The following is a 14,821-nucleotide window of genomic DNA, read 5'->3' on the forward strand; positions in this document are numbered from 1 at the left end:
CGCGACCCGCTACGACAAGCTCGCCAGGAACTATCTGGCCTCGCTCTGCCTCGCCGCTCTCGTCGCCTACTGGCTGCGTTGAGTCTCGACCATAGGGTCGGGCGCTCGTCCTCCGGGCCGCCGAAACGTCTCACTTCGACGATGCCGCCATTGGCCGGTGCCTGCTCGAAAGCTTCGACACCGCGAAAGCGGACATGGTGCGCGCGCCCGTCGACGCCATCGATGACGGCATAGGCTTCACCGCTCAGCTCGTCATGCAGGCCGCGATCGACGAGCCGGCCGATGATCGGCGCTTCGGCTGCGCTTCCGTCGATCACGAAATCGGAGAAGCCGCGATCCTGGCCGTGCTCCGTGAAGGCACGGTGCATGGTCTTGGTGATGTCGCCGCGGATGCCGAGATCGCGCAGCGTGCGCTCGGCTTCGAGCCCGACCGTCCACTGGCCGGGTTCACCCTCGAAAGCGAGGCCCATCTTCTCGAGGTGTAGGAGGCGGCCAACCATGAGGCGGCGCAGTTCGGGATCGGACCGACCCTGCTGATCGGGTCGCAGATCGACGAAGCCGGTTTCGTCGACGGCGCGCCTAATCTCGCCATCGATGCGGGTCCAGCGCTCGGCACCAATCTCCTTTTCCAGCGCGTTGCGGATCTCATGGTCGGGCTTCGGGCCGAGCTCGATATCGACCAGGTCCTCGGCGCGGGAACGCAGGCCACGGCTGATATAGTCGCGCGAGATCACGAGATCGGCGCCTGTCTCGTCGACGCCGCGCACCAGCAGATGGACATGGGGATTGTCGGTGTTCCAGTGATCGACGGCGACCCAGTCGAGGCGGGTGCCGAGATCGGCCTCGATTTGCCGGGCGAGATCGCGGGTGAACGCCTTGAGGTCGGTCATCTCGGCCGCGTCTTCCGGCGAGATGATGAAGCGGAAGTGATGCCGGTCGTCCTTGCAGCGCTCGCCGAAGGCGAGGTCGTCAGCGCGATCCGTATTGGCGTCGAACAGGACGCCTTTCTCGCCGTCGCGGCTGACGCCTTCGCGCTTGAGGTAGCCGACATGGCTGGTCAGTGGCGCCGAGCGGAAGGCTTTGCCCTGATGGCGGGCGATGCGGGCGGCCACCACGACACGGCGCGAACTGCCGAACAGACGCGAGCGGCCGAAGACATTACGGCCGCGGCCGAAGGTCGAGAGACCGCGCCGCGCACCGGTCGAGGTCTTTGAAAAGCAGCCCTTATGATGCCCGGCCTTTTGGGCGGCGCGCAGGACTTTCTGGATGAAGCTCTTGGCCTTGGGCGCGCGCGTCGAGCGGATGCGGCCGGGCTTGATGCGAAAGTCGCTGTCGCCCTCGCTCATCGCGGCCACCGCGGCGAGGCGGCGGCGCTTCGTGCATGCGCAGCCGTTGAAATCATTGCCAAAAACCGGGCAGCATGCCCGCGACCGCCCGCCATGCGGGGAGAAAGCCAAGCCATGTCAATGGCTTGAGCGCCGACCGCGCTGGCGCTTTTATCTTGCCCTCCTAATCGGTCGCTGCCAGCCTCCACCCTTCCGGCACGCCATGTCACACTGGAGCCCGAGACCATGCGATGGGTGCCGAACGCGCTCACGGCGTCGTCCTTTCGCCCGGTCGCGCGGCGAACAAACCGTTCGATTGTGGCGCGACGGCAGAGTGTGTGCGGGACGAGAAGCGTTCAGCCATCACCGCAGGACGCTGCTCGGATGGTGCCGGGGCTGCAGAACCCGCTCCGATGAAGAGGGGCGCATCCTGCCAGCGGCGCGGCAATGCGCGGGGCGATGCCAGGGCGGTCGGCACGATCTCGGCGAGCGGACCGCCCCCGATAAGAGGGCGGAGCATCGCCACATAAGTGCGCGTATCGGCCGGCAATGGGCGCCCGGCGAGATGCTCTTCGTAGCGCCCCGGCCCGGCATTGTAGGCCGCCAGAAACCCCGGCGAACCGTAGCGATCGTGCAGTTCGCGCAGATAGGCGGTGCCGGCCAGGATGTTGTCGCGCGGATTGTAGGGATCGGAGCCGAGCTGCAATTGGGCGCGCAGTTCTGCCCAGGTCGTCGGCATGATCTGCATCAGGCCGCGCGCGCCTTTGGCGGAAACAGCGCGGACATCGCCAGCGCTCTCAATGCGCATGACCGCGCGGATCCAGTCTGCGGGAATGCCGAAGCGCCGTGCGGCTTTGGCAATATGAGCGCCATGCGGATCGCGCGGCGCGGCCTGCTCGATGGCAGTCGCGGGCGTCATCATCATGCCGATCGAAGCCGATCCGGTGATCAGGCCGGAAAGGAGAAGGAGGGCCAGGCGGCGGGTGCTGTCGCGACGATCGGGCATCGCTCAGCCCTTCTCGCCGCGCTCGCGCGGGCGGGTCCAATGCAGCGACCAGGAGGCTGCATCGTCGCCGTTCCGGAACAGTCTTCCGCGGATCGGCTGCGCAAAGCTCGGATCGTCGAGGTGGATCGAGAAGTACTCGCCGGTTTTCTCGCTGTTGCGCGTCCAGCCTGCGCGGATCTCCGGGCCGTCGTCGTCACCGGCATGCAGCCGATAGTCCGGAGCGTTCTCGGCCTCGCTCGGCTCGGCCGGCACGATGGCGATATCGAGATTGAGCGCGAGCGTGTGGACGCGCCCGGAAAACCCGGTTGCATGGCGCGTAAACTGTCCGATCTGGGTCATGGAGAGCTTCTTCCTGCTGCAGTTGTGATGAAGTTCGGAGCGCGTTCAGCGCGCTGAGGCGCGCCAGCGGAAGCGGCCGTCACCGTCCTCGTCGGTCCACAGCGCGACCGCGCGGCCGATGACGGAGCGGGTTGGGAATGGCCCGAAGTAGCGGCCGTCGAAGCTGTGGGGGGCCGCGTTCATCAGGAAGATTTCGCCCTCAGCGAGCTCGCGGCAGCCCTGCCAATTCGGCAGTTCGCGGCCGTAGCGATCGCGCGCAAGGGTCTCACCCGACGGGGTGCCGTCGATGGTGATGACGCTACCGGCGCGACAGACGATCTGCCTTGGCAGAGCGCGAACGTGCTTCAGCAACGGCACGCCGGCGGCGATGGAACCGCGAGCGACCATGAAACGCTCGATCGGCGCCGGCGCACGCACAGCGACCAGGTCCGAGAGCGCGAGCGGCTCCGCCGTAGCAATCGTGTAGAGTCCGACCGGCACGCTGGCCGAGCTGTTCCAGACCAGCCGGATCGGCGCGGTCGTGACGCAGCCGAATGCGACGGCGGCTATGCCGACCAGCATCGTCGTGATGATGGGCCAGCGCGTCATGGCTCGATCCGCCGGCGCAACAGGAACGCCCGATGCTGGTCGCGGCTGTAAGCACGCGGCGCCGTACCTGCGGTCAGGCGGTTGTGGACATGGCGCCAGTAATCGGGCGAGACGGCTTCCGGTTCGATGTCGAGCCGCTCGATCGCATCGATCGCCTGCAGCACGCGCTCGACCTTGAGCCAGCTCTCGAGCTTGAGCAGAATCTCGCCGCCGGGGCGCACGAAGGGCAGCGTCTGGAACGGCTCGCCACGCCCGATCGCGCGCACGATGTCGATGCGCGAGATGATCGTGCCATGCAGGCCGGCGGCCCAGCGGACGAAGGCGAAGATGCTATCAGGTGCGAAGCCGACGATACGCCGGTGGCGGTCGTGGATCTGCTCGTAGCTCGTGGAGCCGAACCGGATCCAATGCTCGATCTTCTGCTTCTGGAAGGTCAGCTCGACCAATGTGGTGAAGGGCGCAGGTCCGTCCGACAGCGGACGGCCACGTAGGCCGGAATGCGCGATGCCGGTCATGAGGGGTCTCCGGGGGACAGCGGGAACTCGCGCGCGAGCAGCTCGCGCAGCATCTCGGCGACGGTGACGCCGCGCCCGAACGCGGCGATCTTGATCTGGCCGCGCAGCTCAGGCGTCACGTCGATGGTCAGTCGCGCCGTGAAGGCAGTGGCGTCCGCTGCGCGGCTCAGCTGGCCGTCGGAGGCCTTGATCCACGCATCCGGACTGGATGGACGCGCTGCGAAACCGCGCTTGCCGGGCCCCGTGCTCACGGCGAGATCCGATCGATTTCGGTGACGAGCGCGGCGATCTCGCGGGCGGCGGGGCCGTCGTCATCGATCTTGAAGGCGAGCCGGCCCGACTGCGCGGCGTCGGCGTAGATGACGCGCTGTCCGACCGTCGTGCGCAGCACCGGCGGATCGTGATCGGCAAGCGTCTCAGCCGTTTCGCGAGCGATGATGGTGCGGGCAACGCAGCGATTGAGGATGAAGCGCGCGCGCAGCTCCGGGCGATAAATGCGGGCTTCCGACAGGAGGGTCAGCATCGCGGCCGAGGCCCAGCCGTCGAGCAGCGAGGGCTGGACCGGGATCAGCACGAGATCGGCAGCGAGCAGGGCCGAGCGCATCAGCCCGGCGACGCGCGGCGGTCCGTCGATCACCACATGATCGGCATCGTGCGCCAGCTCCGGTGCCTCGCGATGGAGCGTGTCGCGCGCCAGGCCGACGACGCCGAACCGGCGCTCCAGGCCGCCGCGACTGCGCTGCTGCGACCAGTCGAGCGCCGAGCCCTGCGGATCCGCGTCGATCAGCGTGACCCGCTTTCCCTTTCCGGCCCATTCGCCTGCGAGATGCAGTGCGAGCGTCGTCTTGCCGACGCCGCCCTTCTGATTGAGCAGCGCGACGATCATGACGCGCTCCCGACCGACTCGGCAGGGTTATCCTCAAGCCCGAAAATGCGCGGGGACGTTAGACAGATTCCGAAGGAATCTGAGTTAGAGAAGTTACGGGCGCCGCAAGCCTTTGAATCGCGGCGATGAATCGCCGATTCCGGTCCCCGACAGCACGAGGATCGGGTCCCCGATGGCACGATTGGGGCCGTCCCCGATAGCACGAGTGAATTCACAGCTTGTCCCCAAAGCGCGTGGACGGTTTCCGTCGCGGGCGCGGCGGGGCGAAAAAGGCCGGATCGGTGGCGACGAAGCTGAGCATCTCGGCCCCGCCGGCCTGTTGCGCGAGGGCGAGCCGGTAGCCCGGCAGAGGCTGGCGGCGGATGATCTCGCGCAGGTCGTAGGCGAAATGCTTGAGCGGCGAGAGGCTGCCGGATTTCTGGTGCAGGTGAGCGAAGTCGAAGCTCCAGCCGAAGGACTGGCGCCCGCCATGCTTGCGCACGATGCGATAGAGCCAGCGCTCGAGCCCGCCAGTCAGGTCGAAATACGCTCGGTCGATGGTCAGCACGAGCGCATCGTCGAGCACGGCGCGGTAGACCCAGTCGGGCAGGATCAGCTCGATGCCGATCGGGCGTCCATCGCGATCCGTGCGCTCCTGCCATTCGTTGATCCAGGAGAAGCGGTGCCGGCGACCTTCCGCCGGCTGGCGGATCGAGGTCGCAACGGTGGTGGATTGCAGCCGGTCGAGCGCCGCCTTCAGGCGCAGGTAATCGCGAAGCGACACACCGCGGCCGACGAAGGTCAGGATCTCATAGGGCGTCGTCGCCATCAGCCGCGACGTGCGCAAGCCGGCATCACGCGCATTGACGATCTGGCTTGCGGCCCAGATCAGGATATCGGCGTCCCAGATCGTCGCCATGCCATGGTCGGGCACGGCCTCGACGCGGATGGTGACGTCACCGGCCCTGAAGTCGATCGGCGCGATGCGTTTCGATTTCGCGAGGGAGAAGAACGGATAGGCCATAAGGTCCTGCGCGTCGCGGGGAGCGAACTCGCCGGGGAGCGCCTGGAACAGATCGAGCTGTCCGCGCTCCGAGAGAGGGCGAGGTCGCGATGCCAAGGGGAAACTGCTGCTCGATCAGCGTGCGTAGCGGCCGGGATGAGCCGGCGGCGTCGGGGTATGACGCTTGGCCGGCAGGACGGTGCCACGCGGATCGGAGGTCGAGGTGACGGCTCCGCGCTCGGCCCAGGCCTGGAGGTCGTCGACGGCATAGACGACGCGGCCGCCGAGCTTGCGATAGGCCGGGCCGGTCCCATAGGTGCGGTGCTTTTCCAGCGTCCGGGCGGACAAGCTCAGGAATTCAGCGGCTTCCTTGGTGCGCAGGAAGCGCGGCGGCAGAACGGCGAGATCGGATCGCATTGCGCGAACCTCCGTGGGCTCGTGAGGGCCGCTGGAGAGCAGCGGCTGACGAGGGCCACGATGGCGAAGCGAAACCGACGAGGTGCAGGGCGAATTTGGGGGGTATCAAATTCGCCCACCGCGGGCGGCGTTCCGATGAGCTAAGGTCGTCGGCGATGACGAAGCAGCTTGCGATAGCCGCCCGCGATCAAAGACCGTGCATCCCTGAGCAGGGTCTTGATCGAGTGGCGCGCCGAAGAAGCCTGCCACTCGTCGCGGCCAAGCAGCGGTGTTCGCAGGAGCGCCTGGGCGATCTCCTGCTGGGTGGCACCATGACGATAGCCGTCGATCGCCTGCAGCATTCGGCGATAGCGGAGGCGTTGCTGCGGGGTGAGCCGGGTATCGGGCGGGACAGAGCGGCCGAAAAGCGCGGCGAGCAGACGGTGGATCGATTCCAGGCGGGCGAAGCCGTCGCGATCGAGCAGGACCAGCGCCGCAACTGCCGTCGCTTGCCGTTTATCTCCGAGGTGTTCGAGTTGGAGGCGCTGTCCGCCGCCGAGATCGTAGGCGACGAAGCTCCCGTCGGAATGCGACGTGGCGCCGGCGATCAGATTCGGGGTTTCGCGATCCTTGATGAGATGAGCCGGGGCTGGAACGAGCAGGACGATGCTGTCGTCGTCCTCGAACGACCAGAACACCGGCGCCGTGGGCGGAGCGCTGAGGGGATCGACCGGGAAATCGCAGGGCCCACCGTTCCCGCATCCGGGCCAGTAGCGGTTGCGGGTCGGATGTGGTTCGGGTCAGCGCCTCGAAATCCTGGTCATAGCCGTCATTCCGGCGCAGCCATTCCCAGGCGAGATCCGAGGCGGATAGAGTTTCGACATAGCGATAGGTCGCCGCCGAGCGCCAGTTGGACGCATCTGGTGTCATCGTGTGTCTCCCGTTCCGCCGCTTGCGGGGGGAGGCAGAGTTCGCGGATAGGTTGTCTCGGTCAACGAGCTCGTACGGCAAAGGGTGATGCCGCCAGGGCATCGCCCTTATTGCTTTGGCCGGCTCTCACGGGCGAGCTCGCGATAGCCCTGATCGTTGAGCCAGCGGGCTCGCACGAGATGGGAATCGTGGATGCGGCGGCAGCGTTCGGGATCGGAAGCGGGATCAAGCTCGAAGAGGATGCGGACCGCTTCGCGCCAATCGGCACCATCACGCGCCGCGTCGAGCAGCCGCAGATAGAGCACCATATGCTCGCGGTCATATGGCGTGAGCGTCTGGCTCTCTGGTGGTTCATCTAGAAATACCGGAGGCGGTTTTCCCATCAGCGCACCCTGGCCCCAAGCAGAGTGATCGTTACCCCTGCCGGCATCGAATAACGCCTATTACGTGTGGGCAAGCCCGGAATCGCTTTTGTCATGATGCAGCAGCACCCCTTTGCCCTTGTCGGTGGCGAGCAGGACGATGCCTTCGGCCTCAAGTGCCCGCCGAACCTGATCGCGCGTCGACTCGTAGACCTCCAATCCATTCTCGGATTCGAGGCGCTTGAGCGCGGTCAGCGATATGCAGGCCTTGTCAGCGAGCGTCCCCTGCGTCCAACCGAGCAACGCGCGCGCGGCCCGTGATTGTCGGGCGGTGATCATGCCTGATCACCTCCCACCACGGCTTACGCGCGCGCCAGAACTACGGCTAATTTAGTCGCCCTTGCTCTGTGATGCCAGCCGGAAGTGGCCGATCTGCAAGGAAGATTGGCGTGCTTCTGGCCAACCGATTCGGTCGCATTGAGTAGCTGCGGCTGAAGGCGGAGGCCGAAGCCCCCATCCGGTTCAGGCGAAGGGATCGATTTCCCCGCCGATCGTGTCTGCCTCGCCGTCTTATTCGGCCGCGGGAGCGACCGAGAGCGTGCCGTCGCCGGCGCGGAAGATGACGATCGGGACCATCAGGGTGTCGGCGAGGCTGAAGGCTAAAGCGTGGGCGTTTGCGAGGGACATTGTTCCGGCTCCTGTCTGGAGGCGGGGACCATCCCCGCTCGACAGGCGCCCGACGTGTTTCGGGCGTGGTCGGGGTCATCAGAGGGGCGAAGCCAACCTGACCGCACGCTTGCGTAGCGGACCCGACGAGGGGTGACCCATGAGGCCGAGACTGAAACCAGGGTCAGCCTCCAAGAGCGGGGCGGTGTTCGCTGCGGGAGCTGGAAAATCCTCGCATTGCGTGCTGCCATAAGGAAGTCTGCGGATTCGGCGTCCTGCTGGTGCGGTTCGCGCTCGAACGGCTGCTCTATCGCCTGTCGATCTCTGCGCATCGGGACCGTTTCGTCCTGAAGGGCGGCATGCTGCGACGGTCTGGGTGGCCGACGACAATCGGGTGACGTGGGATGCAGACTTTCTCGGACACGAGCAGGTTTGATTGCACCTGAAGGTTAGCGTCGGCTCAGTTCCTGAAGCTGCGCAAAATCCGGGTCGCTGCGCTTCATCTGGGTTGAGAGGATGACGCGGGGACGTCGCAATTCCCTGCGATCTTTTGCGCTCACTTCTCCGGCTATGGCGCGCCGGATATCGAGCGGGATTTGATTTGTTGGCCGTGCTGCTACGCGATCCACGCCGCTACTATCTTGAACAGGCGCAATGTCGAGCTTGCGATTGAGGCGCTCCGCGATGATGTCCGGGTGGAATGCGCCCGTCATCTTCGGCAAGGTGAAGGCATCGCCGTTGATGGCAAATAGCGTCGCGTCATCGGGGGGCACGTTGGGCGCTGCCGCCACAAATGTTGTCGGCCAGCAGAGGATGTCGGATAGTGGCATGAAATGCTTGCGCCAGGCGTCGATCTTCTTTGCCTTCTTGCCGCAGCCGCCCCTCACCACCAATGCGACGTGATGGGCGAAGACGAGATTGATGCCTTCGACGGCCGGCAAGGTTGCGGTTTTAGCGGCGAGCGCCGAGGTGGGATTGTAGAAGATATAAATCGGGAACGCTGTTCCGGCCGCATTGACGAGCGTTTGCGCTTGGTCGCCCTTCGGGGTGCCGTAGTCGAGATGGTGATAGTACCAATAGCCGCCGGCTTTCAATTTGGTAAAGTGCGCCCGTTTTGCCTGAAGGACGAGGCGCAGATAGGAGCCGCTGTTGAGCTCCAGCGGTGCGGCGAAGATCCACTCCATATCGCCGCCCGTCGTCGGCTCGTCGGGAAAGTCTACCCGAATTCCGAAAGGCTCGAGGCCGACCAAGCTGGCCATGAGGACGTCGGTGATCGACTCTTCACGAAAATTGCGTGTGAGGCTGCGATCGCGCTCGAGTAGTTCAGCGACGCGCGGAGGGAAGGAGTGAGCAAGTTCACAAAGCATGGGATAAAAACTTCCGAACGGAGCACTTCTTATATTGGTCGTGGCAATGGATGAGGGCGTCTACGTCAGGAGACGATTCGAGATGCCCGATCGGAATATTGAGAAGATTGATATCGGCCTGTGGGGGTGAGAGTGAGTGAAACGATAAAGGGCATCAAGCTCATCGATATTGTTGCAACAACTGCGTATCCGATCGTTTCGGCGTATGAGTACGAGTTTCTGAAGGGCGAGGAGGTGGTTCGGAAATTTCTAAAGAATGCCACGATCTATTTCATCCTCCAGCGGCCGCTCATGTTCTTCGACAATCTCGTTGCCGATGATGGCGAACTCACTTTCGATATCGTGGACGGGGTAAATCAACCATTGCACTGCAAGGTGGGGCTATCTGCTCTCGGGCTTCCCAAGGACGAAGAGGGGCTGCTGAAGGCCCAATATTACCGAGAGCCTGCGAGCAAGGAGCCTCCGTTCAGAGACGTTGCAGCGTTTCAGATATTCAAAAACGACGAAACGTTCGTGGCTTGGGAGACACCGCAGAAGATTCTCTATGAAGTGATCGGCAACGGGTTGCCTGTGTCGATTGAAGGCGATGTTGCTCCATTCCTCGAATATCGCGTGCATTACATTGGCCAGGCATTCTCGCAACGCGTTTGGCAGCGTCATACCGGGCACGAGAAGCTGCAGAAGATACTCACGCTGGAAGAGCCGTTAAGCACGCTAACGACCCGTCCTGCATTGGAGATCTCGATCCTTATGCTGTCGATCACCGGGATGGGCGATAATCCCATCTTTCCGTATTCTGGCTTTCCCGAGCTGGATGGCGTCGAGCCCATTGTCCACGAGTTTGACTTTGAAGACGATAATGAAAGCTTTGAGAAATTCTACAATCCGCAACTGTTGCCAGGCGCGCATGAGCTCACCAATGAGGTCGAGGCGAAGCTGATCAATCTCTTCAAGCCGGAATATAATGGGACGCTCTTCAAGGAGTATCCGAACATCAAGAGCGGGACGAGATCGAAGGGTTACTCGGACAGCCATGTGACAATCGAGAAGCTTCCGGCGATCCTTGCTACAGATCACTTCCGGGAGGCGCCGATCATCTTCGGCCAAGCCCCGCGAAAGCTGGGAACGCAGGGCTAGTGGAAATTGCGAGATTTCGGCGAAGCTCGTCGGTATGGCCGTAGTTGTTGCTGAGATTGGCGGGCGCTTGGCCCGAGGCGGTAGCTCGCGCGGATCCGGGCCGGCATCGCCGTTGCGAAGCTGATCGCTGCGGCCATGGGGCAGGGGGAACGTCTCGCGATTTTCCGACGCTGGCCAGCGTGTCGGAGGGATCGATCAGGCGGTGCGCGACAAGACGGACGATATCACCCTCGCGTTGGATGCAATCGTAGACGCCGAGCATACGGCTCGCCAGCACGCTGCGCCGGAATTTCTCAAAGGTCTTTGCCCAGGCCACGAGATTGGCGATGCCGGTCTCATCCTCCAGGGTAACGAAGAGCACACCCTTGGCGCTGCCCGGCCGCTGGCGCTGCGGGATGGCCGATATCTCGAGGCACTTACCTCGAATGGCTAAAGTACTGACGAGGCCGTCTGCCCAATCAGCCATAAGGATGGCCGCGCGTTCGATGTCCCGCTAGTGCGGTTCGCGCTCGCGCGAGTGTAGTCATTCATGTTCCCGGACTTCTGCAGCTTGCCATTCGTCGAATGTCGCCCGCGCGCGGTCCGTCAGCATGGAGCCGAACTTGGCGGAATCGGCTGCGTAGAGGCAGTGCCTCATGACCGTGAACGGGTTCATCGCGCCGCCGTCCGCTCTCGCTTCGAAGTCAGTCTTGTATCGCCGGACGTCGCCGATCGTCTCCTTCATGTAGAAGTTGAACTTGCCCCGCGAAATGCCTGGGACGAGCTTCGTAATCTCCTGCGTGAAGCCATCGATTTTGTGGGGGCTCAAATTCCCCGTCTTTGAAAAAGTGCCTTGCGATGCGGAGCAAGCTGAACGCGTCGAGAGGCGTGTAGCCGCCCGATCTCTTTCCAGTCGGCGTCGAGACAGGCTCAGGTTCGGGGTTCGCGCTTTCGGCCTCGATCGTGCCGTACTCCTCGGTGCGATCCAACGCCTCGGTCGTTCCTTCGCGGATTGCGCGGAACTCGCGGTCGGCGAGTTCGAAGAGGGCGGCTAGAGTGTTGATGCGCCGCTTCAGGTCGAGAGGGATGGATTTCTTGTACTTGATCTTGTGATCCAGCACGCTCCAGGAATCCTGGACCACCGTGCGGATCTGTAGCTCGAAGGGATAGTCGGCATAGGCCGCATACTCCTTCATGCCGCGTCTGCCCTCGGTGAGCCTGAGGTCCATGTGCAGGCCCTTGTAGCCGAAGGCGTTGTCCGTCCCCTGCATCTGGGCCGTCTTGTCGGTGATCTCGAGAACCTCGAACTCGCCGGAGACGAGATCGCGGACCCGCTCGACGTCGTCCTCATAAAAGCAGACAATCCGCAGTCCCAGAAGGTCAGTGATGTGAGTTCGGATCGAATAAGGAGTCTTGGTGCTTTCCAGCGCCGTTTGGTATTTCCGACGGAACTTGCTGAGGCACTCCTCGCGATCCTTCACGCGCCCCTCCACTTTGGCCGCAGCGATGGCCGGATCGGTGGCAAGAAGCGAGCGGAGAAGCGTCTCCATTGTGGCCTTGGCGGAAGCCATGGTATCGCGGGATGTGTCGTAGAAGTCCCTGAAGACGATCTTCTCGTTCTCGTAGTCCAACGAAGGCATGCGTCGCCCCTTCTCCGCATTCCGAATGCATGACGCTTCTATAGTTTGAGACGCTTCTGCATGGAATGGCGTGCCGGCAGGGTCGGGCGTTTTGCCGCTAGACGGTTCCGGATGCGTCGGCGGGCCAACGGAGCGTGGATCGCCAGTTCGTGAGGCAAGATGATGCTGCCCTGCGCGACCGCATGAAGGCCATCGCGCATGAGCGCCGGCTTTTTGGCTATCTCGCCAGGGCCTCTTCAAGCTGTTTCACCAGCGTCCCCCGCTTCTCGGCACTCAGGCTATTGAGATTCTGTTGCCGCCATCGCACGGCCGGCAGATCAGCGGCGGCCTTCGAGCCGATTGTTGACCAATCGGGCTCGCCTCTTTCGAACGCCGACAGGAATTGGCGATGAGCGTTAGGCATGGAGCCGACAATCTCGCTGACCAGAGTCTCACGCGCCGCCAGAAGCTGATCGAGATCGACCGGTTGCCGCGTCATGCCGACGAAGCCACGCTCGAATTCAGCTGCTATGTCTTTGCGCCGGACTGCCAGCACCTCGGCCATGGGGCGGTCGTGGCTGATGAGGTAAACGAGGAAGGCCCGGCGCAGCGCCTCGTCGATGCCTTCATTGGCCAGCAGATCGCGAACGTCGAACAAGTCGCGAGGGTGCTGTCGGTCCAAGGCGGCGACGATCTTTCCGGCATAGAGATCGGGGAATGAGACGATCCGCATTTCCGCAAAGCCGAACTCGTCTTCGACGTTGGGTGAGACAGGGCGCATCTCGGGCTCGAATACGCAGCCCCGCAGGACCGGCGTGACCTCGATCTTGATCTGCGCGCTGCCGCTGCGGACCACGAGTTTGGTGACGATATTCTCGCGCGAGCGCGAAGGCGCGACGCGGGCGCCAGGGACAACTTCAGCGATGCGCTGGGCGATGCGCAGCATCGACGCGTCGATTGCGGCTAGCGAGGTCGCGCGATCCTGAACCGGCAGATAGGTCAGGTCGATATCGACCGAGAGCCGAGGCAGGTCGCGGATGAAGAGATTGATGGCGGTGCCGCCTTTCATCGCGAAACACTCTTCCGCTGCGACGGAAGGCAGCGTGCGGATCAGGAGCGCGACTTGGCTTCGATAGGCCTCAGCGAAAGCCATCAGGGCGCCTCGTTCATCTCTTTCGGCACGGTGATCTGGTAGGCGGGGTCGTATCGCCCTTCCTTGACCAGCATGCGCTTGCCCGAGCCAAGATCGATCGCGGCTCGCTCGATGTGCTTGAGCCATGCGTGGCGATGCCGATCGGCAAAGAAGAAGAAGAGGCGTTTCACCTTCACGCTTCGACAGCGGATAAGCAGATTCTGCAGCCGTCGCGGAGCAAGATCGCTCAGTCCCTCCATCAGTACGTCGACCTGATGGAAGCTTTCACGATCCGGCAACTCGTCGAGAAGCTCGAGGAGCGCGCGTTCAGGTGCCGAAACCGTCAATGGCCAATCCCATTGTCCCCACCCAAGCGAGCGCAGTCCGGCATCCTGGAGAGTCCGATCACCCTGCTTACCGGCGTGATCCGGAACAAGGGTAGGGAAGGTAAGCTCCTCAAGCTCGCTCCCGAAGAGCGGCGCGCTGTTGCGATAGACGAATCGTTCCTTGAGCGGCAGCGTGGCGAGCCAGGTAGGCGGCTTCGCGGGCCCGTGAAGGTGGACTTCAGAACTGCCTTGCGAGAGGTAATGGGCATAGCCCTGCAGTTCGAGAGCCGTCCGGCCACCAACAGCAAGGGAGTGGCCGAGGAGCGTCTGCAGCGAGATGACGACCTGCTGCCAGCTCAGTTGTCCGCGGGGGCGGCGATAGACACGGCGTGCCGGCTGTTCGAGCCAGCCCGAGGCGACATATTTGGTGCGTAAGGATGTGGAGTAGCTGTGGGCCGAAAGCCAAGCGGAATCGACGAGCAGGCCCTCCGGCAGAAGGTGCTCAAGCCGCTTCAGCTTTCCTGCTCTTTGCTCACTCATGGTGAGTTTTTTTAGCTCATACTCAAACCGAAAGCTAGTTTGAAAGTATGGCTATTAGCGTCCACTAAGTTGGCAAAGTCTGTGTAGGGTAAACCTTCTGCTTCGTCGCCTTGATACAAACCCTCGAATTCTGACGACTGAAAGCCGCGGTTTTGTATCAGCCAGTCTGAGAGACCTATTCGGTGTCATCTTCCTCAATCGGGAGGGCCAAGGCGCTTGCCCATTCCAGCGGCGAGCATGAGGTAGCCAGCCCCTTTTCCTCGTTGACAGACCAGAGTTGGAGGTTGATGGGGGGCGAATAGTAAAAGCTGCCACTCTCTGATTCCGTTTCAGGATCTGGCTCGGCGAAATCGAGTTTCGACGATCTCGCCGAAATATCGAGGAAATGGGGACTGATCAGGGCATTGATCTGTTTCAGGCGCTGCCGGACCCAAGTCGCCATTGTGCTTACTCTCGCAGCAACCTTGGACGTTGCATTCTCGAGATGACGCAGCACTGCGGTCAATTTGTCCCGTTGGGTCAGTTGCTCATGGACCGCATCCACAAATTCCATGCGGCGCTTCTCGCGGCTGTTGAACGCTTCCTCACGCAGGCGCCGGGCTTCAGCGCTGCGATGGCGGCGCGCTCGTTCTGGACTGCCCCCGGTCCGTTAGACATCGCCGACCTATCCTTTGAGCATAGGAGGTTGGTCATGAGTTCGCAGAGATTTGCACCGGAATTCAAGGA

21 protein-coding genes and 3 pseudogenes are annotated in these 14,821 nt (G+C 63.0%); 5 read left to right on the forward strand and 19 right to left on the reverse strand.

The features are described from left to right. A pseudogene (locus tag BMZ69_RS31815) lies at positions 1-82 on the forward strand (IS5/IS1182 family transposase); the annotation flags it as partial. 10 nt (positions 83-92) lie between these two features. On the opposite strand, the pseudogene BMZ69_RS29845 reads toward BMZ69_RS31815, so the two are convergent. The 13 genes and pseudogenes from BMZ69_RS29845 to BMZ69_RS29905 all read right to left on the reverse strand — a co-directional run. Then, positions 93-1,346: pseudogene (locus BMZ69_RS29845) on the reverse strand (DUF3363 domain-containing protein); the annotation flags it as partial. Positions 1,347-1,593: 247 nt separating this feature from the next. Continuing rightward, positions 1,594-2,331 (reverse strand): lytic transglycosylase domain-containing protein, encoded by a 738-nt coding sequence (locus tag BMZ69_RS29850; protein WP_092163655.1) that lies wholly within the window; start codon positions 2,329-2,331, stop codon positions 1,594-1,596. 3 nt (positions 2,332-2,334) lie between these two features. After that, entirely contained in the window at positions 2,335-2,670 is a 336-nt protein-coding gene (locus BMZ69_RS29855) for a DUF736 domain-containing protein (protein WP_092163656.1), read from the reverse strand. 45 nt (positions 2,671-2,715) lie between these two features. Further along, positions 2,716-3,258: a S26 family signal peptidase gene (locus BMZ69_RS29860; protein ID WP_092163657.1), complete on the reverse strand. Its 543-nt coding sequence runs from the start codon at positions 3,256-3,258 to the stop codon at positions 2,716-2,718. Then, the gene (locus tag BMZ69_RS29865) at positions 3,255-3,773 is read right to left on the reverse strand and encodes a DUF2840 domain-containing protein (protein ID WP_092163658.1); all 519 of its coding nucleotides are present in this window, start codon (positions 3,771-3,773) and stop codon (positions 3,255-3,257) included. The genes BMZ69_RS29860 and BMZ69_RS29865 overlap by 4 nt, the downstream gene beginning before the upstream one ends. Next, positions 3,770-4,024: a hypothetical protein gene (locus BMZ69_RS29870; protein WP_092163659.1), complete on the reverse strand. Its 255-nt coding sequence runs from the start codon at positions 4,022-4,024 to the stop codon at positions 3,770-3,772. The genes BMZ69_RS29865 and BMZ69_RS29870 overlap by 4 nt, the downstream gene beginning before the upstream one ends. Beyond that, positions 4,021-4,659, reverse strand: a complete 639-nt coding sequence (parA, locus tag BMZ69_RS29875; protein ID WP_092163660.1) for a ParA family partition ATPase — start codon at positions 4,657-4,659, stop codon at positions 4,021-4,023. Before parA ends, BMZ69_RS29870 begins: the two co-directional genes overlap by 4 nt. Positions 4,660-4,870: 211 nt before the next feature. Then, positions 4,871-5,758: a replication initiator protein A gene (locus BMZ69_RS29880; protein ID WP_092163661.1), complete on the reverse strand. Its 888-nt coding sequence runs from the start codon at positions 5,756-5,758 to the stop codon at positions 4,871-4,873. Positions 5,759-5,776: 18 nt separating this feature from the next. After that, positions 5,777-6,058, reverse strand: a complete 282-nt coding sequence (locus BMZ69_RS29885) for a helix-turn-helix transcriptional regulator (RefSeq protein WP_092163662.1) — start codon at positions 6,056-6,058, stop codon at positions 5,777-5,779. 140 nt (positions 6,059-6,198) lie between these two features. Beyond that, positions 6,199-6,672, reverse strand: coding sequence for a DUF2285 domain-containing protein (locus tag BMZ69_RS29890; RefSeq protein ID WP_092163671.1), 474 nt, complete (start codon positions 6,670-6,672; stop codon positions 6,199-6,201). Further along, positions 6,554-7,069: a transcriptional regulator domain-containing protein gene (locus tag BMZ69_RS32285; RefSeq protein WP_348272510.1), complete on the reverse strand. Its 516-nt coding sequence runs from the start codon at positions 7,067-7,069 to the stop codon at positions 6,554-6,556. Before BMZ69_RS32285 ends, BMZ69_RS29890 begins: the two co-directional genes overlap by 119 nt. A gap of 5 nt (positions 7,070-7,074) precedes the next feature. Continuing rightward, on the reverse strand, positions 7,075-7,350 hold the full coding sequence (locus tag BMZ69_RS29900; protein ID WP_092163663.1) for a DNA -binding domain-containing protein: 276 nt from the start codon (positions 7,348-7,350) through the stop codon (positions 7,075-7,077). A 60-nt stretch (positions 7,351-7,410) separates the two neighbouring features. After that, positions 7,411-7,668 (reverse strand): helix-turn-helix domain-containing protein, encoded by a 258-nt coding sequence (locus BMZ69_RS29905; protein ID WP_092163664.1) that lies wholly within the window; start codon positions 7,666-7,668, stop codon positions 7,411-7,413. Positions 7,669-8,261: 593 nt separating this feature from the next. Here BMZ69_RS29905 and BMZ69_RS32290 point away from each other — a divergent pair. Then, positions 8,262-8,416: pseudogene (locus BMZ69_RS32290) on the forward strand (nucleotidyl transferase AbiEii/AbiGii toxin family protein); the annotation flags it as partial. Positions 8,417-8,444: 28 nt separating this feature from the next. Here the strand turns inward: BMZ69_RS32290 and BMZ69_RS29910 are convergent. Continuing rightward, the gene (locus BMZ69_RS29910) at positions 8,445-9,362 is read right to left on the reverse strand and encodes a DUF6615 family protein (protein ID WP_348272511.1); all 918 of its coding nucleotides are present in this window, start codon (positions 9,360-9,362) and stop codon (positions 8,445-8,447) included. A gap of 132 nt (positions 9,363-9,494) precedes the next feature. On the opposite strand from BMZ69_RS29910, the gene BMZ69_RS29915 reads away from it, so the two are divergent. Further along, complete coding sequence (locus tag BMZ69_RS29915; protein WP_092163666.1) at positions 9,495-10,499, forward strand: hypothetical protein; 1,005 nt, start codon at positions 9,495-9,497, stop codon at positions 10,497-10,499. A gap of 202 nt (positions 10,500-10,701) precedes the next feature. Continuing rightward, complete coding sequence (locus tag BMZ69_RS31820; RefSeq protein ID WP_092163667.1) at positions 10,702-10,932, forward strand: hypothetical protein; 231 nt, start codon at positions 10,702-10,704, stop codon at positions 10,930-10,932. A gap of 90 nt (positions 10,933-11,022) precedes the next feature. On the opposite strand, the gene BMZ69_RS31955 is transcribed toward BMZ69_RS31820, so the two are convergent. The 5 genes from BMZ69_RS31955 to BMZ69_RS29940 all read right to left on the reverse strand — a co-directional run bounded on the left by BMZ69_RS31955 (position 11,023) and on the right by BMZ69_RS29940 (position 14,648). After that, a complete protein-coding gene (locus BMZ69_RS31955) occupies positions 11,023-11,223 on the reverse strand; it encodes a hypothetical protein (protein WP_210188127.1) in 201 nt (66 codons plus the stop codon). Next, entirely contained in the window at positions 11,183-12,109 is a 927-nt protein-coding gene (locus tag BMZ69_RS29925) for a GTP pyrophosphokinase (protein ID WP_210188128.1), read from the reverse strand. Before BMZ69_RS29925 ends, BMZ69_RS31955 begins: the two co-directional genes overlap by 41 nt. A 226-nt stretch (positions 12,110-12,335) precedes the next feature. Then, positions 12,336-13,250 carry a nucleotidyl transferase AbiEii/AbiGii toxin family protein gene (locus BMZ69_RS29930; RefSeq protein WP_092163668.1) on the reverse strand — a complete coding sequence of 305 codons (915 nt, stop codon included), beginning with the start codon at positions 13,248-13,250 and terminating at the stop codon, positions 12,336-12,338. Further along, entirely contained in the window at positions 13,250-14,095 is an 846-nt protein-coding gene (locus tag BMZ69_RS29935) for a type IV toxin-antitoxin system AbiEi family antitoxin domain-containing protein (protein WP_092163669.1), read from the reverse strand. The genes BMZ69_RS29930 and BMZ69_RS29935 overlap by 1 nt, the downstream gene beginning before the upstream one ends. A gap of 175 nt (positions 14,096-14,270) precedes the next feature. Further along, complete coding sequence (locus tag BMZ69_RS29940; RefSeq protein WP_139219308.1) at positions 14,271-14,648, reverse strand: hypothetical protein; 378 nt, start codon at positions 14,646-14,648, stop codon at positions 14,271-14,273. Here BMZ69_RS29940 and BMZ69_RS31960 point away from each other — a divergent pair. Continuing rightward, on the forward strand, positions 14,625-14,821 hold a 197-nt coding region (locus BMZ69_RS31960; RefSeq protein ID WP_210188129.1), incomplete at its 3' end, for a hypothetical protein. The two genes, BMZ69_RS29940 and BMZ69_RS31960, sit on opposite strands and share 24 nt — an antisense overlap.

The organism is Allobosea sp. CRIB-10, assembly GCF_900112185.1.
Lineage (GTDB): Bacteria > Pseudomonadota > Alphaproteobacteria > Rhizobiales > Beijerinckiaceae > Allobosea.